The organism is Sphingomonas sp. GW821-FHT02B09, from assembly GCF_059421875.1.
The window spans coordinates 667,035-690,586 of sequence record NZ_JBWKVV010000001.1 but is presented as its reverse complement, the minus strand read 5'-3'; the positions used below and the strand labels follow the sequence as shown (position 1 = coordinate 690,586).

The following is a 23,552-nucleotide window of genomic DNA, read 5'->3' as shown; positions in this document are numbered from 1 at the left end:
GATGCGCCGCCTGATCGCCGCCGCGCTGATCGTCTCGACCGCGACTGCGGCGTCCGATCCGGTGCTGCCGCCCTATGTTCCCGCCTATCAGCCCAGCGATGTCGACGAGCGCGGTGCGTGGATGATCGCCGACGAAGAGGAGCGGCGGCTGCGCGATGCGCCGGAGGTGATCCGCGATCCCGCGCTCAACGCCTTCGTCCGCGACGTCCTGTGCCGCACCGTCGGTGCCGATCGCTGCGCGGCGATCCGGCTCTACATCGTGCGCATCCCGGCGTTCAACGCGACCACCTATCCGAACGGGATGATGACGGTGTGGACGGGTGCGCTGCTGCGGCTGCACAGCGAGGCGGAGCTCGGCGCGATGCTCGGCCACGAATTCGGCCATTTCGAGCTGCGTCATACCGTGGCAAGCTTCCGCCACCGGCGCAGCGGCAACGCTTTGCTCGCCTGGGCCTCGATCCTCGGCGGCGGCTTCGCCTTGCAGGTGGCGACGATCGGCGGCTTCTACCGCTTCGATCGCGCGCAGGAAAAAGCGGCGGACCTGTTCGGCCTGCGCTACCTCGCGGCCTCGTCCTATCCGGCATCGGCGGCGGCGGACATCTGGGTGCGCGCCATGGCGGAGACGGACGCGAGCGCGATCGGCCGCTATCGCAAGCCCGACCAGCGCTACACCGCCGGTTTCTTCGCGACGCATCCGACCGATCTCACCCGCGCCACCTATCTGCGTGCCGCGGCGGCGGCGATCGGCGTTCACGGCGCGGACGAGGCGGCGCGGTATCGCGCGGCGCTCGCGCCATGGCTGCCGCGCCTGCTCGCCGACCAGATCAAGCGCAACGATTTCGGCGGCAGCGAATATCTGCTCGCGCAACTGGCGGCGGACGGCTGGACGACGCCGCTGCTGTTCGCGCGGGGCGAATTGTATCGCGAACGCGGCAATCCGCGCGATCTGGTGAGCGCCGCTGGTTTTTATCGCGACGCGATCGGCCGTGGCGACGCGCCGCCGGAAGCCTATCGCGGGCTCGGTCTCGCGCTGCTGCGCGGCAACCAGGCCGAGCCGGGCAGAGCGGCGCTGCGCGACTATCTCCGCCGCAAGCCCGATGCGGGCGATGCGCCGCTGATCTCCACCCTGATCGCTTCATGAGGCTTGCCGATGACGTTGCGCCGCTTCCCCTCCATCGCGCTCGCCGCCGCGGCGCTCGCCCTCGCGGCGCCGGTCCACGCCGGCAACACGCTCATCCCGGCGGGGCAGCGCGTCGCCGTCGCCGGATCGGCGTTGACCGTCCAGCCCGACGCCGAATGGAACAGGCTCGGCGCACGCCCCGGACGCTATGCGGAACGCTGGACACGCGACGGCGACCAGCTCGACGCGCTGACCTTCTACGGCGGGATCGCCGACGGCAAGACGCTGTTCCGAGAGGTCAACCGGAAGGAGCGGCCACTGCCGCGCGTGGCGGCGACGATGCTGGTCACCGACATCCCGATTTTGCTGGAGAACAGCTATCGCGTCGCGCGCGGCATCGCGGCGATGACGATCGAACGGGTCGAGCCGGCACGCTTCGCCGGCAGCGACGGCGTCCATTTCACCTATAGCTATATCCGTCTCGACGAATCGCTGCACCGGCGCGGCGAGGCGTTCGGCGCGATCATCCGCGGCCGCCTGTATCTGATCACCTATGAGGCGCCGGCGCTCTATTATTACGAGCGGAGCGCACCGGCGGCGCGGCGTGTCGTCGACAGCGCACGGGTGTGACGGGCGCGGCAGGGCAGGGGCCTGTGGGTAGACTGACCCACCCACCAGATACTGGGCGGGCAGGTCAGTCCGGCAATCCCTTCCATGGTCTTTCCGACCAAGTATGCGTGTAGTTGGAAAAGGTTAACGTCGCGTTCCGTATGTTCGCGGCCATCGGATTGCCATGCGATCGACCGTGACGCCGATCGGACAGAATCATTTGACTGATGACAAAATGGGTCTGTAGCTTTAGGACAACATTCGTGCCCGAGTTCCGTCGAAAACGACGATGACCGTAGTGTGCCGGGAGACAGCCGATGACCCAGATTCGTTGGAAACGAACGAAGCTGCGCGCCCTGATCCTGCGCATCCAGGGCTCGGTGTTCATCTCCGACGGCTTGCGGCGGCGCCTGCTCAATTTCGCGGGCGCGCGGATCCACCCGACCGCCACCATCCGTCACTCCTGCTGGCTCGACAGCGCCGACATCGTGATGGGACCGGATGCGATGCTCAACTGCTTCGCCCGCTACGACGGAGCCGCGCCGCTGATCTTCGAAGCGGGCGCGCGCGTCTCGTCGGGCGTCACCTTCACCACCAGCACGCATCATCACACCGGCAATCCGAAGCGGCGCTCGTCGCAGGAGACGATCGACTCCCCAATCACGATCAAGGCGGGCAGCTGGGTGATGACCGACGTGACGATCAATCCCGGCGTCACGATTGGCGCGGGCTGCGAGATCGGCGCCAAGGCGCTGGTCGTCGAGGACACCGAACCCAACGGTCTGTACGTCAACATGGCCGGTCCCTCCGGCGCCATCCGCGCGCGACGGATCAAGGACCTGCCCGTGCCCGGCGTCGCCGCGACGCCGGTTGTGCTGGCGACGAAGCGCGCCTGACGCCCGCTGCCGGCGATGATCGGCAGCGACGCGCCGGGCGGAGCGAAGCGGTGCGGCGTGAGTTGATTTGTTTCGGAACGGGATTCCGGCGCAAGACCCTATAGCGATTGAGGTTGCTCGCCGGCGTCCCGACCGGCATGTCTGTACCACGCCCTGCCGGCGGGCTCGTCAACTCCCGGGCCGGCAGGGCGCCCGATGGGGCGCTTGAGAATGTATTGGGAACATCTTTCCGCAAGCGATGCCCTGATCCTCGCCGCAATCGCGGTGCTGATCGCCAGTCTGTATCTCGCGTTGCGCTACGACCGGCGCGTGCAGCAGCGGCGCGCTGCCGAGTGGCACGATGCCTATTACCGGCGCGGCGGACTGGTGCGCGCGCTGATGGGCCGATGGGGCCGCGGACCGGCGCGCCTGACCGATCAGCGCGACGACGTGTCCCGTCCGCAGACACAACAAAGGGGGCCGTAGCCCCCTTTGCGAGCGCCCGTGGCGCTGCCGTGACCGGCGGCCGCGCCCGCAGGCGACGACCGCGGAAAACGGATCTTAGTTGCTGTCGGCCTTGTCGTCGTCCGAAGCGACGGCGACGATGCCGGCTGCCACGGCAGCGACCGCCAGCACGGCGATGATGACGCCGCCACCGGCGAGCTCGTTCTTCTTGGCCGAGGTGGAACCGGTGCGCACCGACTTGGCGACCGACAGGCTCGCAGCGGGGTTGGCCGGTGCCGCAGCGACCGGTGCAGCGACGAGGGCCGTAGCGGCAACGGCGGTGAGGTACTTACGAATCACGCTAATCTCCTATTGTAGGGTTACCCCTCGGCCATCCCTGGCACGAGGAGGCTACCATTGGGTTAATGCAGGCGATTTTGCAATCTCGGGCAACGGGGGATGGCGGCGTCGCCACCGTCGCGGCCGACATCCGACATGATCGGCCCGGCGGCATCGAACTTCGAATAAAGCACGCGTGCTCAACTGCTTACTAGCGGAACGCCGGGCGTGATTCAGGAGGTCACACTGGCCTGCGCTGATGCAAATCGACCCATGACACTGACGTTAAACATGCGTCCCCGCCATGATCGGACGTTGCGGCACAAGTCATTGCGAACGCACATAAAATAGAATCCGGCTTCACCAGTCGCCTGCCATACGCAGATGATCGAAGACGTTCTCATCGTATAATATATTTGACGGGCTAAAGTCGAAATGATGGAATGGCGATCCGATCAACCGACGGAAGGACGCCTTTTGAGCCACCCGCACCGCCGCGCGCTCCTGAAGACCGGCGGCGCCTCCGCCGTCGCGGCGCTGTTGCCCGCCGCGCCGCTCGCTGCGGCGGCTCCGGCCGCTTCTCCGAGCCCGCGCATCGTCGAGCCGCTCGATACCGACTGGCGCTTCCACCTCGGCCACGCCAGCGACCCGGCCAGGGATTTCGGCTTCGGCCGCAGCCACGATACCTATGCCAAATCGGGCGACGCCGGCACCCCGGCCGCCGAAGCCAGGTTCGACGCCAAGGATTGGGCGACGGTGTCGCTGCCGCACGACTGGGCAGTCGACCTGCCGTTCGAGCGGTTCGGCGCGCCGGGCAGCGACGCGGACAAAACCGGCGCCTATCAGGGCTTCAAGCCGCTCGGCCGGATGTGGCCGGCGACCAGCGTCGGCTGGTACCGACGCATCATTCGCCTGACGCCGGCGGATGCGACGCGCCGCCTGCTGCTCCAGTTTGACGGCGTGTCGCGCGACTGCCTCGTCATCCTCAACGGCTTCGTCGTCGGGTCGAACGAAAGCGGCTATACGCCGTTCGAGATCGACATCACCGACTTCGCCAAGCCGGGCGAGGATAATGTGCTGCTCGTCCGCTGCGACGTCAGCCTCGGCGAGGCATGGTCGTACGAGGGCGCCGGCCTCTATCGCCACGCGCGGCTGGTCAAGACCGCGCCGGTGCACGTCCGGCAATGGGGTGCGACCGTACGCACCACCGTCGCCGCGGCGAGCGCGCAGGTGGCGATCGCGACCGAGATCGTCAACGACGGCCCCGCCACACGCGTGCGGCTGCGCTCGACAATCGCCGCGCCGGACGGACGGGTGGTGGCGCGGTTGACCTCCGATCCGCTCGCGCTGCCCGCCTGGGGCGAGACGATCGCGGCGCAGCAGACGCTGCTCGCCAGTCCGGCGCTTTGGTCGCTGGAGACGCCGCACCTCTATACGCTGACCAGCGAGATCCTGATCGACGATGCGCCGGTCGACCGCGACGAGACGCGGTTCGGCATCCGCACGATCCGCTTCGATCCCGACCGCGGTTTCTTCCTCAACGACCGTCCGGTGAAGATCAAGGGCACCTGCAACCATCAGGATCATGCCGGCGTCGGTTTCGCGGTGCCCGACAGCCTGCACGTCTGGCGGCTCGAACAGCTCAAGGCGATGGGCGCCAACGCCTATCGCTCGACCCACCATGCCCCCGCGCCGGCGATCCTCGACGCCTGCGACCGGCTCGGCATCCTCGTGATGAGCGAGACGCGGCAGATGTCGAGCAATGCCGAAGGCCTGTCGCAGCTCGATCGCGTCGTGCGGCAGGGCCGCAACCACCCCAGCGTCTTCATCTGGAGCATCGGCAACGAGGAGATCCACCGCGGCACCGAAAACGGCGCCCGCATCGCCGAGACGATGAAGCGCCGCGTCCATGCGCTCGACGGCACCCGTCCGGTGACCGAGGCGTTCAACGGCAAGCTCGGGCAGGGCGCCTCGCGTGTGCTCGATGTCATGGGCTGCAATTATTATCTCGGCGAGATCGACGGCTATCACGCCAAGCATCCGACCGTGCCGATGATCGGCACCGAGACGGGCAGCACGGTGATGACGCGCGGCGAATATGTCCGCAACGACAAGGAAGGGCTCGTCCCCGCCTATGATCAGGACTATCCGGTCTGGGCGACGACCGCGGAGAAATGGTGGTCTTTCTACGACGCGCGGCCGTTCCTCGCCGGCGGGTTCGTCTGGACCGGCTTCGACTATCGCGGCGAGCCGACGCCGTTCGAACGCTGGCCGGAAAACGTCTCCCACTTCGGACAGATGGACCTGTGCGGCTTTCCCAAGGACAATTTCCATTATTACCGCGCCTGGTGGGGGGCGGAACCGGTGATCCACCTCTTCCCGCACTGGAACTGGCCGGGTCGAGAGGGGCAGACGGTCGCGGTCTGGGTGCACAGCAATTGCGACGCGGTCGAATTGTTCCTCAACGGTCGCAGCCTCGGGCGGCAGACGGTGGCGCGCAACACGCATCTCGCCTGGCAGGTGCCGTACGCGCCGGGCCGGATCACCGCGCGGGGTTTCCGTGATGGTCGCCCTATCCTGACCGCCGAACGACAGACGACCGGCGCACCCGCAGGGATCGGCCTGTCGAGCGACCGACGCCAGCTCGCGCCGGGCGAGGTCACGGTGGTCCGCGCCGCGATCCTCGACGGACAGCGCCGCGAGGTGCCGACCGCGAGCAACCGCATCACCTTCGCGCTGAGCGGCGACGCGGTGTTGCTCGGTGTCGGCAACGGCGATCCGCGCAGTCTGGAGCCTGATCACGCCACGACGCGATCCGCGTTCAACGGCCTGGCGATGGCGCTGATCCAGGCAGGGGAGAAGGGTGGTCCGATCCGGCTCGAAGCACGCGGCGACGGCCTCGCCGCGACGATGCTGGCCCTGATCGGAAGCGCGAAGCGCGCCTGAACGCTCAGCCGCTCAGTCGTGCCGCCAGAGCGCGGATCGCCTGCCCGGCGAACACCGCGACCGGCTCGCCGTCGACGGCGACCGGGCGTTCGGGGCGCAGCACCGCGTCATTCTGCAAGCCGTTGTCGAGCGCCAGCCACGCCCGCACCGCATCGGCGAGATTGGTCACCTCGGGAACCTCGTTGCCGCCGCGGTCGACGTTGGCGAGGACGGCGCTCATCTGCCATTCGATATCGCTCACGCCGCATCCTTCCGGCCGTAGAGGAAGGCGCCGGCGCCCGCCGCGGCGATCGCGACCAGCGCCGTGGTCAGCCCCGAATGTTTCGCCGCGGCGGTATACAGGCTGGTCTGCCGCGCCGCCGGATGCTCGCCCGAATGGACGCGGCCGGTATCGGTGGTGGTGAACAGATTGCTCGGCGCTGGCTGGTCCTTCTTGGGGTCGACGAACATCGTCGCCGCCAGCGGCGCGAGCCGGTCGAACAGCTTGGGGAAATGCGCGGCGAACAGCGCTTGCGCGCGGCCCGCCCCGCCGACGGTGATGTCGCGCTTGGCATGCGTCGCGCAGAACAGGATCGCGTCCGCGACCAGCTCGGGCGCATAGACCGGCGGCGGGATCTGCGCCTCGCCGGGCTCGTGATTGGCGGCATGCTGGGCGATCGGCGTGTCGATCCCCGACGGTTTGACCAACGTCACCTGGATCGGCACCCCGTCGCTGGCCAGCTCCATGCGCAGCGCGTCGATATAGGCCCTGGTCGCGTGCTTGCTCGCGGCATAGGCGCCCATGATCGGGCTCGGCATGTCGGACGCGACCGACCCGACCGTGATCAACGTGCCGCGCGACGCGGTCAGATACGGGATGGCGGCGAGGCAGCCGTGGACGGTGCCGAAATAATTGGTGCGGAACAGCTGGCGATGTTCGTCGTCGGGCAGCTCGACCAGCTTGCCGTAGATGGCGGTGCCGGCATCGTTGACCCAGGTGTCGATCCGTCCGAACCGCTGGTTGGCATGCGCGGCTGCGGCGCGCATCGTATCCGCGTCGCCGATGTCGGCGGCATAGGCGTCCGCCGTCCCGCCCGCCGCGACGATGCCCTGTACCGCCTCGCGTAGCGCCGCTTCGTCGCGGGCGATCAGCAACACCTTGGCGCCGCGCGCCGCCGCCATCCGCGCGGTGACGAGGCCGATACCGGAGCTTGCTCCGGTGATCACGATCACCTGCTCGGCGAGAGGCTTTAGCGCTGGCTTCATGAGATCATCTTTCGCTGGGGTGCGCCACAAGCGCGCCACCACGGCGGCGGGTTCCGCCGAGGTCGGGAACCTCGGCGGGCCACGGGGGTTCGCCGCGACATGACCGATAGCGCCCGCCAAAACGTCGCCAGCAAATACCCCCTGCTGGCCTTCCCGCACATCCAGCTCCACGGCACCGTGGACGACATGATGTACGCCCGCTTCAAGACGCAGCTCGCCGAAGCGCCGCAGGACGGCCCGCTCGTCGTGTCGATCACGACGCTCGGCGGCGACCCCGAGATGGGCCGCGCGATGGGCGACGATATCCAGCTGCTGCGCGACTATACCGGCCGCGAGACGCTGTTCCTCGGCAAGGTCGCGGTCTATTCCGCCGGTGCGACCTTCATGGCGGCCTTCCCGGTCGAGAAGCGGTTCCTCACCCGCGGCACCCGGCTGATGCTGCACGAGCGGTTGATGACCAGCACGGTGCAGCTCTCCGGTCCGCTCACCACCTTGCCCGCGGTGCTCAAGGCCAAGCTCCATGAGATCGAGGAGTCGATCAAGATCCAGGAAGAGGGCTTCCGCGAGATCGTCCGCGGCTCGTCGGTGACGCTGGACGAGCTGCGCAGCAAGGCGCCGTCCAACTGGTATATCGAGGCCGAGGAGGCGCGCCAGCGCGGCCTTGTTCTTGATGTGATCTGATCGCCGCCTATCTCTCGGGGGTTGCACTCGCCCGACGAAAGGCATAGCCGCAACGCAGCATATAGAGGAGCGTTGCGGCGATGGCCGAGTTCACCCTGCCCAAGAACAGCAAGGTCAAGGCGAAGGGCAAGGTTCATAAAGCGACCGGTGACGCGCAGCGCATCAAGACCTTCAAGGTCTATCGCTACGATCCCGATACCGCCGAGAACCCGCGTTACGATACGTTCGAGATCAACCTCGACGAATGCGGCCCGATGGTGCTCGACGCGCTCATCAAGATGAAGGCCGAGCAGGATTCGTCGCTCACCTTCCGCCGGTCGTGCCGCGAGGGCATCTGCGGCTCCTGCTCGATGAATATCGACGGCCGCAATGGCCTCGCCTGCACCACCGCGATCGAGGACGTGAAGGGCGAAGTAAAGATCACGCCGCTACCGGCGATGGACGTCATCAAGGACCTCGTCCCCGACTTCACGCATTTCTATGCGCAGTATAGCTCGATCAAGCCGTGGATGCAGACGGTCAGCCCGCCGCCCTCGGGCAAGGAGCGGCTGCAGTCGCCCGAGGATCGCGCCAAGCTCGACGGCCTCTACGAGTGCATCCTGTGCGCCTGCTGCTCGACTTCGTGCCCGAGCTATTGGTGGAACGCCGACAAGTTCCTCGGGCCGGCGATCTTGCTCCAGGCCTATCGCTGGCTCGCCGACAGCCGCGACGAGATGACCGGCGAGCGGCTCGACCAGCTCGAGGATCCGTTCCGCCTGTATCGCTGCCACACGATCATGAATTGCGCGAACACCTGTCCCAAGGGCCTCAACCCGGCCAAGGCGATCGCCGAGATCAAGAAGATGGAAGCCGAGCGCATCCTGTAAGGCGCGTCGCGTGACGGAGTCGCCGGTCTTCGTCTACGACGACGATCCGGAGCTGCCCGGCTGGAAGCGCTGGCAGTTCCGGGACGTGTCGCGCTTCAACGCGTTCGTCGAACCGCTGCACGTCCGTGTCGAGGACGGCATCGCCCGCGTCCGCATGCAGCCGCGGCGCGACCATTCCAATATGCGCGACAACGTCCATGGCGGGGCGCTGCTCGGTTTCATGGACGTCGCGCTGTTCGCCGCGTCGCGCGGCTTCGGCGTTCTCGGCGCAGGGGGCGCGGTGACGGTCGATCTGTCGGCGCAGTTCATCGATGGCGGCGCGATCGGGGTGCCGCTGGAAGCACGCATCGAACTGCTGCGTGAAACCGGGCGCATGCTGTTCCTGCGCGGGCTGATCGTGCAGGAGGCGCGAACGATCGCCAGCTTCACCGGCACGCTGCGCAAGGCGACGGCCTGAGGCGAACGCTTTGGCCGATCGCGCTTGCCCGCACCCGGCGCCGCCTGCGGCATCTATCCCTCTCCCGCCGACCGACAGGTGAGGGTGAGGCGAAACGCCTATAATGACCATGAGCGCCCCGGCGTTCGCAGGAGCTCCCCATGACCAAAGTCCTCAACGCCTATGACGCGCTCGTCGCCGCGGGCGAGCTGCGCCCCGACGCCGAACAGCGCGCCGCCGCCACCCGCCTCGACGAACTCGCCGCCGCGCTCGAGGCGCCGCGCAAGAAGGGCCTGCTGAGCCGCCTTACCGGGCGCGGCGGCGGCGGCCCGCGCGGCGTCTACATGTTCGGCGACGTCGGCCGCGGCAAGTCGATGATGATGGACCTGTTCTTCGCCAATGTCGCGGTGGACAGGAAGCGCCGCGTCCATTTCTCCGAATTCATGCTCGAGGTGCACGGCCGCATCGCGATCGAACGCCGCCGGGAAGCGGGCGACCCGATCGCCCCCGTCGCCGCGGCGCTTGCCGCCGAGACGCGATTGCTCGCCTTCGACGAGATGATGGTCACCAACTCGCCCGATGCGATGATCCTCAGCCGCCTGTTCACCGCCTTGCTCGAAGCCGGCGTGACGATGGTCACCACCTCCAACCGCGCGCCCGCCGACCTCTACAAGAACGGCCTTAACCGCGAGCATTTCCTGCCCTTCATCGCGCTGATCGAAAGCCGGCTCGACGTGGTGACGCTGAACGGACCGATCGACTATCGCCGTGACCGGCTCGGCCAGCAGAACACCTGGCTCGTCCCCAACGGCGCCGAGGCGACACGCAACCTGTCCGCCGCCTTCTTCCGCCTGACCGATCACGAGGTGACCGAGCCGATCCCGTCGGAGGAGATCGAGGTGCAGGGGCGCACCCTGCACGTCCCCAAGACGCTCAAGGGCGTCGCCGTCTTCTCCTTCAAAAAGCTGTGCGGCGAGGCGCGCGGCGCCGCGGACTATCTTGCGGTGGCACGCCGCTATCATACGGTGATCCTCGTCGGCATTCCGAAGCTCGGGCCGGAGAACCGTAACGAGGCGGCACGGTTCGTCGCGCTGATCGACGCGCTCTACGAGCATAAGGTCAAGCTGCTCGCGGCAGCCGATGCCGAGCCCGACGCGCTCTATCCCGAGGGCGATGGCCGGTTCGAATTCCAGCGCACGGTCAGCCGGCTTGAGGAAATGCGCTCCGAAGACTATCTGGCGCAAGGCCATGGCACGACCTAATGCACTTGCGAACCATTATCAGATAAACTCTTAACCCATGCCGTTTAACGGTTGCCGGGCGCGCAAAACGGGCGTAACCGGCGTGGCCAATCACGCCCTGCCTGTAACGGAGATGGATTGGATGGCTCGCAAGAAGATCGCGCTGATCGGCGCCGGTAATATCGGCGGCACGCTCGCGCACCTCGCGGCATTGAAGGGCCTTGGCGACATCGTCCTGTTCGACGTCGTCGAAGGCGTGCCGCAGGGCAAGGCGCTCGACCTGTCGCAGTGCGGCCCGGTCGAAGGTTTCGATGCCAGGATCACCGGCTCGAACGATTATGCCGATATCGCCGGCGCCGACGTCATCATCGTCACCGCCGGTGTCGCGCGCAAGCCCGGCATGAGCCGCGACGATTTGCTCGGCATCAACCTCAAGGTGATGAAGGCGGTCGGCGAGGGTATCAAGGCCAACGCGCCCGACGCGTTCGTGATCTGCATCACCAATCCGCTCGATGCGATGGTCTGGGCGCTGCGCGAATTCTCGGGTCTGCCGCACAACAAGGTGGTCGGCATGGCCGGCGTGCTCGATTCGGCGCGCTTCAGCCACTTCCTCGCCGACGAGTTCCAGGTTTCGGTCAAGGACGTCACCAGCTTCGTGCTCGGCGGCCACGGCGACACGATGGTCCCGGTCATCTCTTATTCGACCGTCTCGGGCATCCCGGTCCCCGACCTCATCAAGATGGGCCGCTCGACGCAGGACAAGATCGACGCGATCGTCAAGCGCACCCGCGGCGGCGGCGGCGAGATCGTCGGCCTGCTCAAGACCGGCTCGGCCTATTACGCCCCGGCGACCAGCGGCATCGCCATGGCCGAAGCCTATCTTTACGACCAGAAGCGCGTCCTGCCCGCCGCGGCCTATGTCGACGGCCAGTACGGCGTGAACGACCTCTATGTCGGCGTGCCGGTGGTGATCGGTGCCGGCGGCGTCGAGCAGATCGTCGAGATCGCGCTCGACGACGAGGCGAAGGCGAACCTCACCGTCTCGGTCGATGCGGTCAAGGAACTGCTCGAGGCGTGCAAGGGCATCGACAGCTCGCTGAATTAAGGTGCAACCCGCTGCCCCTTTGTGCTCCCGCGAAGGCGGGAGCCCAGACTGGGTCCCCGCCTTCGCGGGGACACAGGGGGGCGGGCGGTGAGCAAGCCGGGCTACGTCTATATGATGGCGAGCCAATTGAACGGCACGATTTATCTCGGTTTTACCAGCGACCTTCCTGCCCGCGTGTACCAGCACCGCAACGGCTTGGTCGAAGGCTTCACCAAGAAATATGGTTGCAAACGTCTCGTCTGGTACGAGGTCCACGACGAACTGGAGAGTGCGCGATACCGCGAACTCCAGCTCAAGAAGTGGAACCGCCAGTGGAAGTTGCGGCTGATCGAAGAGAAGAACCCTGACTGGGACGATCTGTTCGAGTCGCTGTTCTAGATATCAAGTGTTCCCGCCTCGGCGGGGGCCATAAAGAGTGGGAGCACCAATGAGCATCCTCGTCAACAAGAACACCAAGGTCATCACCCAGGGCATGACCGGAGAAACCGGCAGCTTCCACACCAAGGCGGCGCTGGATTATGGCACGCAGATGGTCGGCGGCGTGACGCCGGGCAAGGGCGGGACCGAGCATCTCGGCCTGCCGGTGTTCAACACCGTCGCCGAAGCCAAGTCGAAGACCGGCGCCGATGCGTCGGTGATCTACGTGCCGCCCCCCTTCGCCGCCGATTCGATCCTCGAGGCGATCGACGCCGAGATCCCGCTGATCGTCGCGATCACCGAAGGTATCCCGGTGCTCGACATGGTCCGCGTCAAGCGCGCGCTGTCGGGCTCCAAGTCGCGGCTGATCGGCCCGAACTGCCCGGGCGTGCTGACGCCGGGCGAGTGCAAGATCGGCATCATGCCCGGCAGCATCTTCAAGCAGGGCTCGGTCGGCGTCGTGTCGCGCTCGGGTACGCTGACCTATGAGGCGGTGTTCCAGACCTCGAACGCCGGCCTCGGCCAGACCACCGCGGTCGGCATCGGTGGCGATCCGGTCAACGGCACCAACTTCATCGACGTGCTCGAACTGTTCCTCGCCGACGAGGCGACCCAGTCGATCATCATGATCGGCGAGATCGGCGGCGACGCCGAGGAGCAGGCCGCGCAATTCCTGATCGACGAGGCCAAGCGTGGCCGCAAGAAGCCGATGGCCGGCTTCATCGCGGGCCGCACCGCGCCTCCGGGCCGTCGCATGGGCCATGCCGGCGCGATCGTGTCGGGCGGCAAGGGCGACGCCGAGAGCAAGATCGCGGCGATGGAAGCCGCCGGCATCAAGGTCGCGGCGAGCCCGTCGGAACTGGGCTCGACGCTGCTGGAAGTGCTGAACGGCTGATCTGACCCTTCTCCCCTCGTGGGAGAAGGATACGGAGACTTGGCGGCGCAGCCGCCTAGTCGAAGTTGGATGAGGGGGATGTTGAGCGACACCCTTTCCCCTCACCCTCCCACCGCCTGACGGCGGCGGGCCCCTCCCTCTCCCACAAGGGGAGAGGGGTTGAAGGAAGAAGACCATGGGCTACGAAGGTCAGGATTTCGGCGACATCGCATCCGGCGTGTCGCCTGCGTTCATCGAAGCGCTCTACGCCAAATATCAGGCCGACCAGTCGTCGGTCGATCTCGGCTGGCGTGGCTTCTTCGAGGGTCTCGAAGCCGGCACCGGCGGTCCGAGCTGGACCAACAAGCGCTGGCCTTTGTCGACCACCGACGACCTGACCGCGGGCCTCGACCCCACCCAGATGGAGCCGGCGCCCAAGCCGGCCAAGGGCGGCAAGCCCGCCGCGGCGCCGACCGCGGCGCCCTCCAAGGACGACATCATCAAGGCGGCGGGCGACGCGATCCGCGCGCAGATGCTGATCCGCACCTATCGCGTCCGCGGCCATCTCGCCGCCAACCTCGATCCGCTCGGCCTGTCGCACCGCGACATGCCCGAGGATCTGCGCACCGAATATCACGGCTTCACCGACGCCGACATCGACCGGCCGATCTACCTCGGCGGCACGCTCGGCTTCGAATGGGCGACCGTGCGCGAGCTCGTCGACACGCTGCGCCGCAATTACTGCGGCAACGTCGGCCTCGAATATATGCACATCGTCGACGTCGAGGAGCGCCGCTTCCTGCAGGACCGCATGGAGGGCAAGGACAAGGCGATCGAGTTCAGCAGCGACGGCAAGCGCGCGATCCTGAGCAAGGTCATCGAGGCCGAGCAATGGGAGAAGTTCCTCGGCAAGAAGTACGTCGGGACCAAGCGCTTCGGCCTCGACGGCGGCGAGAGCATGATCCCGGCGCTCGAAAGCGTCATCAAATACGGCGGCCAGGCCGGCGTACGCGAGATCGTCTACGGCATGGCGCATCGCGGCCGCCTCAACGTGCTCGCCAATGTGATGGCGAAGCCGTTGCGCGTGATCTTCCACGAATTCGCCGGCGGTTCGGCCAACCCCGACGAGATCGGCGGTTCGGGCGACGTCAAATATCACCTCGGCACCTCGACCGACCGCGAGTTCGACGGTCACAAGGTCCATATGTCGCTGGTCGCCAATCCGTCGCACCTCGAGGCGGCCGATCCGGTCGTGCTTGGAAAGACGCGCGCGATCCAGACGCTCGCCAACGACCTCGTCGAGCACACCGGCTCGCTGCCGGTGCTGATCCACGGCGACGCGGCGTTCGCGGGGCAGGGGATCGTCTGGGAATGCCTCGGCTTCTCGGGCATCCGCGGCTACAACACCGGCGGCTGCGTCCATTTCATCATCAACAACCAGGTCGGCTTCACGACCTCGCCGCAGTTCGCACGCTCGTCGCCCTATCCGTCCGACGTGGCGAAGGGCGTGCAGGCGCCGGTCTTCCACGTCAACGGCGACGATCCCGAGGCGGTGACCTTCGCCACCAAGATGGCGATCGAATTCCGCCAGAAGTTCCATCGCGACATCGTGATCGACATGTGGTGCTACCGCCGCTTCGGTCACAATGAGGGCGACGAGCCGGGCTTCACCCAGCCGCTGATGTACAATGTCATCCGCCAGCATCCCGGCGTCAGCGAGATCTACGCCAAGCGCCTGATGTCGGAAGGCGTCATCGATCAGGCATGGCTGGACGACAAGGTCCACCAGTTCACCACCCTGCTCGAAGGCGAATTCGAGGCGGGCGCGAGCTACAAGCCCAACAAGGCGGACTGGTTCGCCGGCCGCTGGTCGGGCCTGTCGGCGCCGACCGATGGCGGCAGCGAGCGTCGCAACGTCGAAACGGGGATCGAACTCAAGCTGTTCGACGCGCTCGGCCGCACGCTGACGACGGTGCCCGAGGGCATCCAGATCCACAAGACGCTGTCGCGCGTGATCGACGCCAAGCGGCAGATGTTCAAGACCGGCGAGAATTTCGACTGGGCGACCGGCGAGGCGCTGGCCTTCGGCTCGCTGCTGTCGGAAGGCTATGGCGTCCGTCTGTCGGGGCAGGATTCGGGGCGCGGCACCTTCTCGCAGCGTCACGCCGTCTGGGTCGACCAGACCGACGAGCATAAGTACGTCCCGCTGACCACGGTCGAGCACGGCCGGTTCGAGGTGCTCGACAGTCCGCTCTCCGAATATGGCGTGCTCGGGTTCGAGTACGGCTATGCGCTCGCCGATCCGAAGACTTTGGTGATGTGGGAGGCGCAGTTCGGCGATTTCGTCAACGGCGCGCAGATCATGATCGACCAGTTCATTACCAGCGGCGAATCCAAGTGGCTGCGCGCCAACGGCCTCGTGATGCTGCTGCCGCACGGCTACGAAGGGCAGGGGCCGGAGCATAGCTCGGCACGTCCCGAACGCTTCCTCCAGTCGTGCGCGCAGGACAATATCCAGGTCGCCAATTGCACCACGCCGGCGAACTATTTCCACTTGCTGCGCCGGCAGATGCACCGCAACTTCCGCAAACCCCTGATCGTGATGACGCCCAAGTCGCTGCTCCGCCACAAATTGGCGGTGTCGGCCGCGGCGGACTTCCAGGGCGACAGCCACTTCAAGCGCATCCTGTCCGACACCAATGGTGCGGCGGATGCCGAGACGAAGCGGCTGGTGCTGTGCACCGGCAAGGTCGCCTATGATCTGATCGAGGCGCGCAACGCCGCGGACGATACCGGCACGCAGATCGTGCGGATCGAGCAGCTCTATCCGTTCCCCGGCGATGCGCTCGCCCGCCGGATCGCGCGGATGCCGCAGCTCGAGGATGTCGTCTGGTCGCAGGAAGAGCCGAAGAACAACGGTTACTGGTTCTTCGTCGAGCCGCTGATCGAGGAATCGCTCAAGGCCGCCGATTGCGCGGTCAAGCGGCCGCGCTATGCCGGCCGTCAGTCCGCTGCCTCGCCGGCGACGGGCCTGATGAAGCGCCACACCGCGGAACAAGGCGCGCTGGTCGCCGATGCGCTCGGCCACAACGTCCGCGAGGAAATTCGCCGCACCCGCAGCGAGGCGTCCACCACCACCGCCCGGCCCACCCAGGCCCCCAGCAGCTAACAACGTTCCCCGATTGAGACCCCTCCCCGGGGAGAAGGATGCAAGAGATGGCAACCGAAGTTACCGTGCCCGTTCTGGGTGAATCGATCACCGAAGCCACCGTCGGCGAATGGCTCAAGCAGCCCGGCGACCCGGTCAAGGTCGACGAGCCGATCGCCAGCCTCGAGACCGACAAGGTCTCGGTCGAGGTGCCGTCGCCGGTCGCCGGCGTGATGGGCCAGCATGCGGTCAAGGTCGGCGACACGGTCGAGGTCGGCGCGATGCTCGCGACGATCGAGGCGGGTGACGGTTCGGCTGCCGCCGCGCCGGCCCCGGCCGCCGCTCCCGCTGCCGCGCCGGCACCCGCTGCGGCACCTGCCGCCGCGCCGGCGCCTGCCGCGCAGCCGGAAGCGTCGAGCGATTCGCCCGCGGCGCTGTCGCCGTCGGTGCGCCGTGCCGTGCTCGAATATGGCCTCGATCCGTCGTCGATCACCGGCACCGGCAAGGACGGCCGCATCACCAAGGAGGACGTCGCCGCCGCCGCCGCGTCGAAGCCCGCGACGCAGGCCCCCGCCGCCGCGCCGGCGCCCGCCGCTGCCTCCACGGGCGGCCGCAAGGAAGAGCGCGTCAAGATGACGCGCCTGCGCCAGACGATCGCCAAGCGCCTCAAGGAAGCGCAGAACACCGCCGCGATGCTGACGACGTTCAACGACGTCGACATGACCGCGGTGATCGAGGCGCGCGCCAAGTATAAGGACCTGTTCGAGAAGAAGCACGGCGTCCGCCTCGGCTTCATGGGCTTCTTCGTGAAGGCCGCGACGATGGCGCTGAAGGACATCCCGTCGGTCAACGCCTCGATCGAGGGCGACGAGATCGTCTATCACGATTACGCCGACATCTCGGTCGCGGTCAGTGCGCCCAACGGCCTCGTCGTCCCGGTGATCCGTGACGCGCAGGACCTGACGGTCGCGGGCATCGAGAAGACGATCGGCGACTTCGGCCGCCGCGCCAAGGACGGCACGCTCAAGATGGACGAGATGAAGGGCGGTACCTTCACCATCTCCAACGGCGGCGTGTTCGGTTCGCTGATGTCGACCCCGATCATCAACCCGCCGCAGGCGGCGGTGCTCGGCCTGCATCGCATCGAGGAGCGCCCGGTGGTGGTCGGCGGCCAGGTCGTCGTGCGCCCGATGATGTATCTCGCTTTGTCCTACGATCACCGCCTGATCGACGGCCGCGAAGCGGTGACCTTCCTCGTCGCGCTCAAGAACGCGATCGAAGACCCGACCCGCATCCTGATCGACCTGTAAGAATCGAAACACCAACTCACCCCGGCGAAAGCCGGGGCCCAGTTGGGAAGGCGGCGGTGACGAAGCGCCACGCTCTTCCCATATGTCCCCCAACTGGACCCCGGCCTGCGCCGGGGAGGAGACCTGAAGATGGCTGACGAACAGCAATACGACTATGACGTCCTCGTGATCGGTGCCGGCCCCGGCGGCTATGTCGCGGCGATCCGCGCCGCGCAGCTCGGGCTCAAGACCGCTTGCGCCGAGAGCCGCGAGACGCTGGGCGGCACCTGCCTCAACGTCGGCTGCATCCCGTCGAAGGCGATGCTGCACGCGTCGGAGTTCTTCGATGCTGCCTCGAACGGCACGATGGCCAAGATGGGCATCAAGGTCACCGCCGAACTCGATCTCGACACGATGCACGGCCAGCGCCGCGACGCGGTCAACCAGCTCACCGGCGGCATCGAATATCTGTTCAAGAAGAACAAGGTCGAATGGCTCAAGGGCCGCGCCAGCTTCACCGGCAAGGACAGCGTCGAGATCGACGGCAAGGCCGTTCGCGCCAAGAACATCGTCATCGCCACCGGCTCGTCGGTCACGCCGCTGCCCGGCGTCACCGTCGACCAGAAGGTCATCGTCGACAGCACCGGCGCGCTCGAACTCGCGAAGGTGCCGCAGCATCTCGTCGTCATCGGTGGCGGCGTGATCGGGCTCGAACTCGGCAGCGTCTGGCGCCGGCTCGGCGCGAAGGTCACGGTCGTCGAATATCTCGACCAGATCCTGCCCGGCTTCGACGGCGACGTCCGCAAGGAAGCGCAGAAGATCTTCAAGAAGCAGGGTTTCGAGTTCAAGCTGTCGACCAAGGTCACCGGCGTGGCGGTGAATGGCGACGCGGCGACGCTGACCGTCGAGCCCGCCGCCGGCGGCGAGGCGCAGACGATCGACGCGGACGTGGTGCTGCTCGCGATCGGCCGCAAGGCGAACACCGATGGCCTCAACCTCAACGCCGCCGGTCTTTCGGTCAACGCGCGCGGCCAGGTCGAGATCGACCATGACTTCGCCACCAGCGTCCCCGGCATCTGGGCGATCGGCGACGTCGCCCCCGGCCTGATGCTCGCGCACAAGGCCGAGGACGAGGGCATTGCGGTCGCGGAGAACATCGCCGGCCTGACCGGCATCGTGAACCACGACATCATCCCGAGCGTCGTCTACACGCTGCCCGAATTCGCCGGCGTCGGTCTGACCGAAGAGGCCGCCAAGGCGAAGGGCGAGATCAAGGTCGGCAAGTTCCCGATGATGGCGAACAGCCGCGCCAAGACCAATCACGAGCCCGACGGCTTCGTGAAGATCATCGCCGATGCCAAGACCGATCGCGTCGTCGGCGTCTGGGCGATCGCCAGCGTCGCGGGCACGATGATCGCGCAGGCGGCGCAGGCGATGGAGTTCGGCGCGACATCGGAGGATATCGCCTATACCTGTCACGCCCATCCGACGCATTCCGAAGCGATCAAGGAAGCGGCGATGGCGGTGACCGGCAAGCCGATCCACATCTGATCGTGGCGGGCGCGGACACCCGCCGCGCCGCGCTGGAGGTCGCATGGCTGACGCTGACCCGCGGGACCCTGCCCGGTCTCGCGGGTCTTCGTATGTGGCCGGTACGCGCGGATCATTGTTTCCAGCGCATCCTGCTCGACGCGGCGGTAGGCGGAATCTGGTATGACGCGGTCGAGGGGCGGCCGGCGTATCGGTTCATCGCGGTGGACCTGCTGGAGCGGGCGGTGTCGCTCGGGCAGGGGGCCGCCGAAGGGACGGTCGATCTCGCCGCGCTCAACCGCCAGTCGCTGACGTGGCGGCGCGAGAGGAAGGCTGCGGCTCCCACAATGCTCTGATATCTGGTGCAGGGCCACCTCATCGATGATCGACTCGAACGGGTGCGCCACCAGCAATAGTTCGTCACCCGACGAAACCACCCGCATCGCCATCCGTTTGCCAGATGAAGGAGAACCGTCACGACGGCTCCGCAAAGGGATTCGATGATCTGCTCGCCGTCGACCGCATGTTGAAACCGCTCGCTGTTGCCGCGACCGTGCTCGGACTGGGCGGTTGCGCGCCCGCGCTGCTCGATCCCGCCGGACCGGTCGCCGCGGGCGAGAAGACGCTGCTGATCAATTCGCTCGCGGTGATGCTCGGCATCGTCGTACCGGTGATCGTCGCGACCGTCGCCTTCGCCTGGTGGTTCCGCGCCGGCAATGCGCGCGCCAGGCGGCGCCCGGACTTCGCCTATTCGGGCAAGCTCGAACTGCTCGTCTGGTCGGTGCCGCTGCTCGTCATCATCTTCCTCGGCGGGATGGGCTGGATCGCCGCGCACGATCTCGACCCGCGCCGGCCGCTGGCGTCCAGGCAGAAGCCGATCGTCGTCCAGGTCGTCGCGCTCGACTGGAAATGGCTGTTCGTCTATCCCGAACAGGGGATAGCGACGGTCAACCGCGTCATCGTCCCCGCCGGCACGCCGATCGACTTCCGCATCACCTCGGCGACGGTGATGAACAGCTTCTTCGTGCCGCGGCTCGGCAGCCAGATCTACGCGATGTCCGGCATGGAGGCGAAGCTCAACCTGATGGCGGACAAACCCGGCCGATATCCCGGCCTGTCGGCGCATTATAGCGGCGAAGGCTTTTCGGACATGGACTTCGTCGTCGACGCCGTACCGCCGCAGCAATTCGCGGCCTGGGCGGCGGGCACCAAGGGGCGGGGGCCGGCGCTAAACGCCGACAGCTATCACGCGCTCGCGCGCCGGCGGGGCAATCTGAAGCCCTTCGCCTACGGCAGCGTTCCGACCGGCTTCTTCGCCGCCGCGGTGCGCGAGGCGGGCGCGCCGGTGCACGAGGTCGATAACGGCGGACGGGAGAATTGAGCATGTTCGGCAAGCTCAATTGGCATTCGGTCCCCTGGGACCAGCCGATCCCGTTGATCGCCGCCGCCATCGTCGGCAGCGGCATCCTCGCGGTGCTGGTCTGGACGTGGCGCGCCGGTCACGTCCCCTATATCTGGAACGAGTGGATCACCTCGGTCGATCACAAGCGGATCGGCATCATGTATTGCATCTTCGCGCTGCTGATGCTGATGCGCGGCTTCGTCGATGCGGCGATGATGCGCAGCCAGCAGGCGATCGCCTATGGCAATCCCGGCTATCTGCCGCCGGAGCATTACGACCAGATCTTCTCGGCGCATGGCACGATCATGATCTTCTTCGTGGCAATGCCGTTCGTCATCGGGCTGATGAACTTCGTTGTGCCGTTGCAGCTCGGCGTGCGCGACGTCGCCTTCCCGACGCTCAACAACGTCAGCTTCTGGCTCACCGCGAGCGGCGCGCTGCTGATCAATCTCAGCCTCGTCATCGGCGAGTTCGCCAAGACCGGCTGGCTCGCCTATCCGCCGCTGTCGGAGCTGCGCTTCTCGCCCGGCGTCGGCGTCGATTATTATCTGTGGGCGCTGCAGATTTCCGGCGTCGGCACGTTGCTGTCGGGGGTCAATCTCGTCACTACGATCCTCAAGATGCGCGCGCCGGGCATGGGCTATACCCGCATGCCGATGTTCTGCTGGACCAGCCTCGCGTCCAATCTGCTGATCGTCGCCGCCTTCCCGATCCTCACCGCGACGCTCGCGATGCTGCTGCTCGATCGCTACCTTGGCTTCCACTTCTTCACCAACGACGCCGGCGGCAACCAGATGATGTTCGTCAACCTCATCTGGGCGTGGGGCCATCCCGAGGTCTATATCCTGATCCTGCCGGCCTTCGGCGTGTTCAGCGAGGTGGTCTCAACCTTTTCGAGCAAGCCGCTGTTCGGCTATCGTTCGATGGTCGTCGCGACGATGGTGATCTGCATCCTGTCGTTCATCGTCTGGCTGCATCACTTCTTCACGATGGGCGCGGGCGCCGACGTCAACGGCTTCTTCGGCGTGACGACGATGATCATCGCGGTGCCGACCGGGGTGAAGGTCTTCAACTGGCTGTTCACCATGTACGGTGGCCGCATCCGCTTCCACGTGCCGATGATGTGGGCGGTGGCGTTCATGATCACCTTCGTGATCGGCGGCATGACCGGCGTGCTGCTCGCCGTGCCGCCCGCCGATTTCGTGCTGCACAATTCGCTGTTCCTCGTCGCACATTTCCACAACGTCATCATCGGCGGCGTGCTGTTCGGTGCCTTCGCCGGTTACAATTACTGGTTCCCCAAGGCGTTCGGCTTCACCCTCGACGAACGCTGGGGCAAGCGCGCCTTCTGGTTGTGGGTGATCGGCTTCTACGTCGCGTTCATGCCGCTCTACGTGCTCGGACTGATGGGGATGACGCGGCGGATGCAGCATTACGACGTCCCCGGCTGGCAGCCGTGGCTGATCGCCGCCGCCTTCGGTGCGCTGATGATCGCCGGCGGCATGGCGTGTCAGGTGATCCAGCTCTACGTCTCGATCCGCAACCGCAAGGACCTTGCCGACATCAGCGGCGATCCGTGGGACGGGCGCAGCCTCGAATGGATCACCACCTCGCCGCCGCCGCCGTTCAACTTCGCGGCGCTGCCCGACGTGAAGGGCGAGGAAGCCTATTGGGACATCAAGTCGACCGCGCGCGAGAATGGCGAACTCTCCGAACGCCCCAAGTACGAGGCGTTCCACATGCCGCGTAATTCGCCGACCGGCGTCGTCACCGCCTTCTTCACCACCGCGCTCGGCTTCGCCGCGGTGTGGCATATCTGGTGGCTGTTCGGACTGGGCTTCCTCGGCGCCTGGGCGACCTTCGTCGTCTTTGCCTGGCGCGACGAGAATGAGACCGAGATCAGTGCCGAGGAAGCGGAGCGGCTCGACCGCGAGCGGCGCGCCGCCAAGGCGCAATTGCTCGATATCCCTGCGGACCAGCCGGCATGAGCGGCGATCCGCACAAGCTCGGCCGCGGCGAGACGGCGCCCAGCGAACGCGGCCCCGCGCCCAAACGGATCGTCGTGGCCTATGGCTTCTGGATCTTCCTGCTCACCGACTTCATCATGTTCGCCGGCTTTTTCTCCGCTTATGCGGTGCTGGCCCAGGCGACCGCGGGCGGCCCGGCGGCGCGCGACATCGTCGAACTGCCGCTGGTCGGCGCGGAGACGGCGCTGCTGCTCGCGTCCAGTTTCGCCTGCGGCATGGCGGGGATCGCGACCGCGGCGCAGAACCGCTTCTGGTTCCAGATCGCGATGGCGGCGACCGCACTGCTCGGTGCCGGCTTCCTCGGCCTCGAAGCCTTTGAATTCCTGCGCCTCATCAACGAGGGCAACGGGCCGCAGCGCAGTGCCTTCCTCTCCGCCTTCTTCGCGCTGGTCGGCTGCCACGGCCTGCACGTCACGCTCGGGCTGATCTGGCTGACGACGATGATGGCGCAGGTCCAGGCCAAGGGCTTCCGCGACGAGATCGTCCGCCGCATCGCCTGTTTCAGCCTGTTCTGGCACGCACTCGACATCATCTGGGTGGCGCTGTTCACCACCGTCTATCTGCTGGGAGTGGCGCGATGAGCGACCGGAGCGACCTGGACGATGATCGCGCGCCCGGCGAGGGCAGCAGCGACGCCGGCGACATCCGCGCCAAGGTGCTGACCTATGTCGCGGGTTTCGTGCTGGCGGCGGTGCTCAGCATCGCCTCCTTCGCGGCGGTGCATAGCGGGGTGATTTACGGTCCCGGCATCCCGGTGGCGCTGATCGCGCTGGCGATCGCGCAGATGGGCGTCCACCTCGTCTTCTTCCTCCACGTCACCAGCGGGCCGGACAATACCAACAACGTCCTCGCGCTGGCGTTCGGCGTGCTGATCGTCGGATTGGTGCTGATCGGCTCGATCTGGATCATGGCGCACCTCGACCACAATCTGATGCCGGCGAGCATGCCGGCGATGTAG

23 protein-coding genes are annotated in these 23,552 nt (G+C 66.6%); 20 read left to right on the top strand and 3 right to left on the bottom strand.

Translation table 11 applies throughout. The features are described from left to right. The first annotated feature begins 1 nt into the window (after position 1). The 4 genes from AC07U4_RS03085 (at position 2) to AC07U4_RS03070 (ending at position 3,090) form a co-directional block, all read left to right on the top strand. Entirely contained in the window at positions 2 to 1,141 is a 1,140-nt protein-coding gene (locus AC07U4_RS03085; protein ID WP_495194397.1) for a M48 family metallopeptidase, read from the top strand. Positions 1,142 to 1,150: 9 nt separating this feature from the next. Next, the gene (locus tag AC07U4_RS03080) at positions 1,151 to 1,750 is read left to right on the top strand and encodes a hypothetical protein (RefSeq protein ID WP_495194396.1); all 600 of its coding nucleotides are present in this window, start codon (positions 1,151 to 1,153) and stop codon (positions 1,748 to 1,750) included. Between the two features lie 296 nt (positions 1,751 to 2,046). Continuing rightward, complete coding sequence (locus tag AC07U4_RS03075; protein ID WP_137899381.1) at positions 2,047 to 2,625, top strand: acyltransferase; 579 nt, start codon at positions 2,047 to 2,049, stop codon at positions 2,623 to 2,625. A gap of 195 nt (positions 2,626 to 2,820) precedes the next feature. Continuing rightward, the gene (locus AC07U4_RS03070; protein WP_495194395.1) at positions 2,821 to 3,090 is read left to right on the top strand and encodes a hypothetical protein; all 270 of its coding nucleotides are present in this window, start codon (positions 2,821 to 2,823) and stop codon (positions 3,088 to 3,090) included. Positions 3,091 to 3,165: 75 nt separating this feature from the next. On the opposite strand, the gene AC07U4_RS03065 is transcribed toward AC07U4_RS03070, so the two are convergent. Continuing rightward, positions 3,166 to 3,408: a hypothetical protein gene (locus AC07U4_RS03065; RefSeq protein WP_137899379.1), complete on the bottom strand. Its 243-nt coding sequence runs from the start codon at positions 3,406 to 3,408 to the stop codon at positions 3,166 to 3,168. Between the two features lie 456 nt (positions 3,409 to 3,864). Here AC07U4_RS03065 and galA point away from each other — a divergent pair, with 456 nt between their 5' ends. After that, a complete protein-coding gene (galA, locus tag AC07U4_RS03060; RefSeq protein ID WP_495194394.1) occupies positions 3,865 to 6,333 on the top strand; it encodes a beta-galactosidase GalA in 2,469 nt (822 codons plus the stop codon). Between the two features lie 4 nt (positions 6,334 to 6,337). Here the strand turns inward: galA and AC07U4_RS03055 are convergent, their stop codons facing one another. Both AC07U4_RS03055 and AC07U4_RS03050 read right to left on the bottom strand, forming a co-directional pair. Further along, positions 6,338 to 6,574: a hypothetical protein gene (locus tag AC07U4_RS03055; RefSeq protein WP_495194393.1), complete on the bottom strand. Its 237-nt coding sequence runs from the start codon at positions 6,572 to 6,574 to the stop codon at positions 6,338 to 6,340. Continuing rightward, complete coding sequence (locus tag AC07U4_RS03050) at positions 6,571 to 7,578, bottom strand: SDR family oxidoreductase (protein ID WP_038659590.1); 1,008 nt, start codon at positions 7,576 to 7,578, stop codon at positions 6,571 to 6,573. Before AC07U4_RS03050 ends, AC07U4_RS03055 begins: the two co-directional genes overlap by 4 nt. 99 nt (positions 7,579 to 7,677) lie before the next feature. On the opposite strand from AC07U4_RS03050, the gene AC07U4_RS03045 reads away from it, so the two are divergent. The 15 genes from AC07U4_RS03045 (at position 7,678) to cyoD (ending at position 23,552) form a co-directional block, all read left to right on the top strand. Continuing rightward, the gene (locus AC07U4_RS03045) at positions 7,678 to 8,259 is read left to right on the top strand and encodes a ClpP family protease (protein WP_137899377.1); all 582 of its coding nucleotides are present in this window, start codon (positions 7,678 to 7,680) and stop codon (positions 8,257 to 8,259) included. A gap of 80 nt (positions 8,260 to 8,339) precedes the next feature. Beyond that, the gene (locus AC07U4_RS03040; protein ID WP_038659584.1) at positions 8,340 to 9,125 is read left to right on the top strand and encodes a succinate dehydrogenase iron-sulfur subunit; all 786 of its coding nucleotides are present in this window, start codon (positions 8,340 to 8,342) and stop codon (positions 9,123 to 9,125) included. 10 nt (positions 9,126 to 9,135) lie between these two features. Continuing rightward, the gene (locus tag AC07U4_RS03035; RefSeq protein ID WP_495194392.1) at positions 9,136 to 9,582 is read left to right on the top strand and encodes a PaaI family thioesterase; all 447 of its coding nucleotides are present in this window, start codon (positions 9,136 to 9,138) and stop codon (positions 9,580 to 9,582) included. A 140-nt stretch (positions 9,583 to 9,722) separates the two neighbouring features. Beyond that, on the top strand, positions 9,723 to 10,823 hold the full coding sequence (gene zapE / locus AC07U4_RS03030; protein ID WP_495194391.1) for a cell division protein ZapE: 1,101 nt from the start codon (positions 9,723 to 9,725) through the stop codon (positions 10,821 to 10,823). A gap of 121 nt (positions 10,824 to 10,944) precedes the next feature. After that, positions 10,945 to 11,907, top strand: coding sequence for a malate dehydrogenase (gene mdh, locus AC07U4_RS03025; RefSeq protein WP_495194390.1), 963 nt, complete (start codon positions 10,945 to 10,947; stop codon positions 11,905 to 11,907). Between the two features lie 87 nt (positions 11,908 to 11,994). Then, positions 11,995 to 12,285 (top strand): GIY-YIG nuclease family protein, encoded by a 291-nt coding sequence (locus tag AC07U4_RS03020; RefSeq protein WP_495194389.1) that lies wholly within the window; start codon positions 11,995 to 11,997, stop codon positions 12,283 to 12,285. 49 nt (positions 12,286 to 12,334) lie between these two features. Then, positions 12,335 to 13,219 (top strand): succinate--CoA ligase subunit alpha, encoded by an 885-nt coding sequence (sucD, locus tag AC07U4_RS03015; RefSeq protein ID WP_037536645.1) that lies wholly within the window; start codon positions 12,335 to 12,337, stop codon positions 13,217 to 13,219. Positions 13,220 to 13,394: 175 nt separating this feature from the next. After that, on the top strand, positions 13,395 to 16,367 hold the full coding sequence (locus tag AC07U4_RS03010) for a 2-oxoglutarate dehydrogenase E1 component (protein WP_495194388.1): 2,973 nt from the start codon (positions 13,395 to 13,397) through the stop codon (positions 16,365 to 16,367). Between the two features lie 47 nt (positions 16,368 to 16,414). Then, positions 16,415 to 17,656, top strand: a complete 1,242-nt coding sequence (odhB, locus tag AC07U4_RS03005) for a 2-oxoglutarate dehydrogenase complex dihydrolipoyllysine-residue succinyltransferase (protein ID WP_495194387.1) — start codon at positions 16,415 to 16,417, stop codon at positions 17,654 to 17,656. A gap of 129 nt (positions 17,657 to 17,785) precedes the next feature. Then, positions 17,786 to 19,186: a dihydrolipoyl dehydrogenase gene (lpdA, locus tag AC07U4_RS03000; protein ID WP_038659567.1), complete on the top strand. Its 1,401-nt coding sequence runs from the start codon at positions 17,786 to 17,788 to the stop codon at positions 19,184 to 19,186. Between the two features lie 2 nt (positions 19,187 to 19,188). Further along, on the top strand, positions 19,189 to 19,521 hold the full coding sequence (locus AC07U4_RS02995) for a GCN5-related N-acetyltransferase (RefSeq protein WP_245640830.1): 333 nt from the start codon (positions 19,189 to 19,191) through the stop codon (positions 19,519 to 19,521). Positions 19,522 to 19,625: 104 nt separating this feature from the next. Beyond that, entirely contained in the window at positions 19,626 to 20,546 is a 921-nt protein-coding gene (gene cyoA / locus AC07U4_RS02990; protein WP_495194386.1) for a ubiquinol oxidase subunit II, read from the top strand. Between the two features lie 2 nt (positions 20,547 to 20,548). Further along, the gene (cyoB, locus tag AC07U4_RS02985; RefSeq protein WP_495194385.1) at positions 20,549 to 22,555 is read left to right on the top strand and encodes a cytochrome o ubiquinol oxidase subunit I; all 2,007 of its coding nucleotides are present in this window, start codon (positions 20,549 to 20,551) and stop codon (positions 22,553 to 22,555) included. Then, positions 22,552 to 23,175 carry a cytochrome (ubi)quinol oxidase subunit III gene (locus tag AC07U4_RS02980; RefSeq protein WP_495194384.1) on the top strand — a complete coding sequence of 208 codons (624 nt, stop codon included), beginning with the start codon at positions 22,552 to 22,554 and terminating at the stop codon, positions 23,173 to 23,175. The genes cyoB and AC07U4_RS02980 overlap by 4 nt, the downstream gene beginning before the upstream one ends. After that, positions 23,172 to 23,552: a cytochrome o ubiquinol oxidase subunit IV gene (cyoD, locus tag AC07U4_RS02975; RefSeq protein ID WP_038659559.1), complete on the top strand. Its 381-nt coding sequence runs from the start codon at positions 23,172 to 23,174 to the stop codon at positions 23,550 to 23,552. The genes AC07U4_RS02980 and cyoD overlap by 4 nt, the downstream gene beginning before the upstream one ends.

Excerpts from the sequence above, each read along its gene's own strand:
- AC07U4_RS02980 (WP_495194384.1), top strand. The coding sequence starts at position 22,552 with ATGAGCGGCGATCCGCACAAGCTCGGCCGCGGCGAGACGGCGCCCAGC.
- lpdA (WP_038659567.1), top strand. The coding sequence starts at position 17,786 with ATGGCTGACGAACAGCAATACGACTATGACGTCCTCGTGATCGGTGCC.
- cyoB (WP_495194385.1), top strand. The coding sequence starts at position 20,549 with ATGTTCGGCAAGCTCAATTGGCATTCGGTCCCCTGGGACCAGCCGATC.
- cyoA (WP_495194386.1), top strand. The coding sequence starts at position 19,626 with ATGAAGGAGAACCGTCACGACGGCTCCGCAAAGGGATTCGATGATCTG.
- AC07U4_RS03040 (WP_038659584.1), top strand. The coding sequence starts at position 8,340 with ATGGCCGAGTTCACCCTGCCCAAGAACAGCAAGGTCAAGGCGAAGGGC.
- sucD (WP_037536645.1), top strand. The coding sequence starts at position 12,335 with ATGAGCATCCTCGTCAACAAGAACACCAAGGTCATCACCCAGGGCATG.
- AC07U4_RS03050 (WP_038659590.1), bottom strand. The coding sequence starts at position 7,578 with ATGAAGCCAGCGCTAAAGCCTCTCGCCGAGCAGGTGATCGTGATCACC.
- mdh (WP_495194390.1), top strand. The coding sequence starts at position 10,945 with ATGGCTCGCAAGAAGATCGCGCTGATCGGCGCCGGTAATATCGGCGGC.
- odhB (WP_495194387.1), top strand. The coding sequence starts at position 16,415 with ATGGCAACCGAAGTTACCGTGCCCGTTCTGGGTGAATCGATCACCGAA.
- AC07U4_RS03080 (WP_495194396.1), top strand. The coding sequence starts at position 1,151 with ATGACGTTGCGCCGCTTCCCCTCCATCGCGCTCGCCGCCGCGGCGCTC.
- cyoD (WP_038659559.1), top strand. The coding sequence starts at position 23,172 with ATGAGCGACCGGAGCGACCTGGACGATGATCGCGCGCCCGGCGAGGGC.
- AC07U4_RS03045 (WP_137899377.1), top strand. The coding sequence starts at position 7,678 with ATGACCGATAGCGCCCGCCAAAACGTCGCCAGCAAATACCCCCTGCTG.
- AC07U4_RS03070 (WP_495194395.1), top strand. The coding sequence starts at position 2,821 with ATGGGGCGCTTGAGAATGTATTGGGAACATCTTTCCGCAAGCGATGCC.
- zapE (WP_495194391.1), top strand. The coding sequence starts at position 9,723 with ATGACCAAAGTCCTCAACGCCTATGACGCGCTCGTCGCCGCGGGCGAG.
- AC07U4_RS03010 (WP_495194388.1), top strand. The coding sequence starts at position 13,395 with ATGGGCTACGAAGGTCAGGATTTCGGCGACATCGCATCCGGCGTGTCG.
- AC07U4_RS03075 (WP_137899381.1), top strand. The coding sequence starts at position 2,047 with ATGACCCAGATTCGTTGGAAACGAACGAAGCTGCGCGCCCTGATCCTG.
- AC07U4_RS03085 (WP_495194397.1), top strand. The coding sequence starts at position 2 with ATGCGCCGCCTGATCGCCGCCGCGCTGATCGTCTCGACCGCGACTGCG.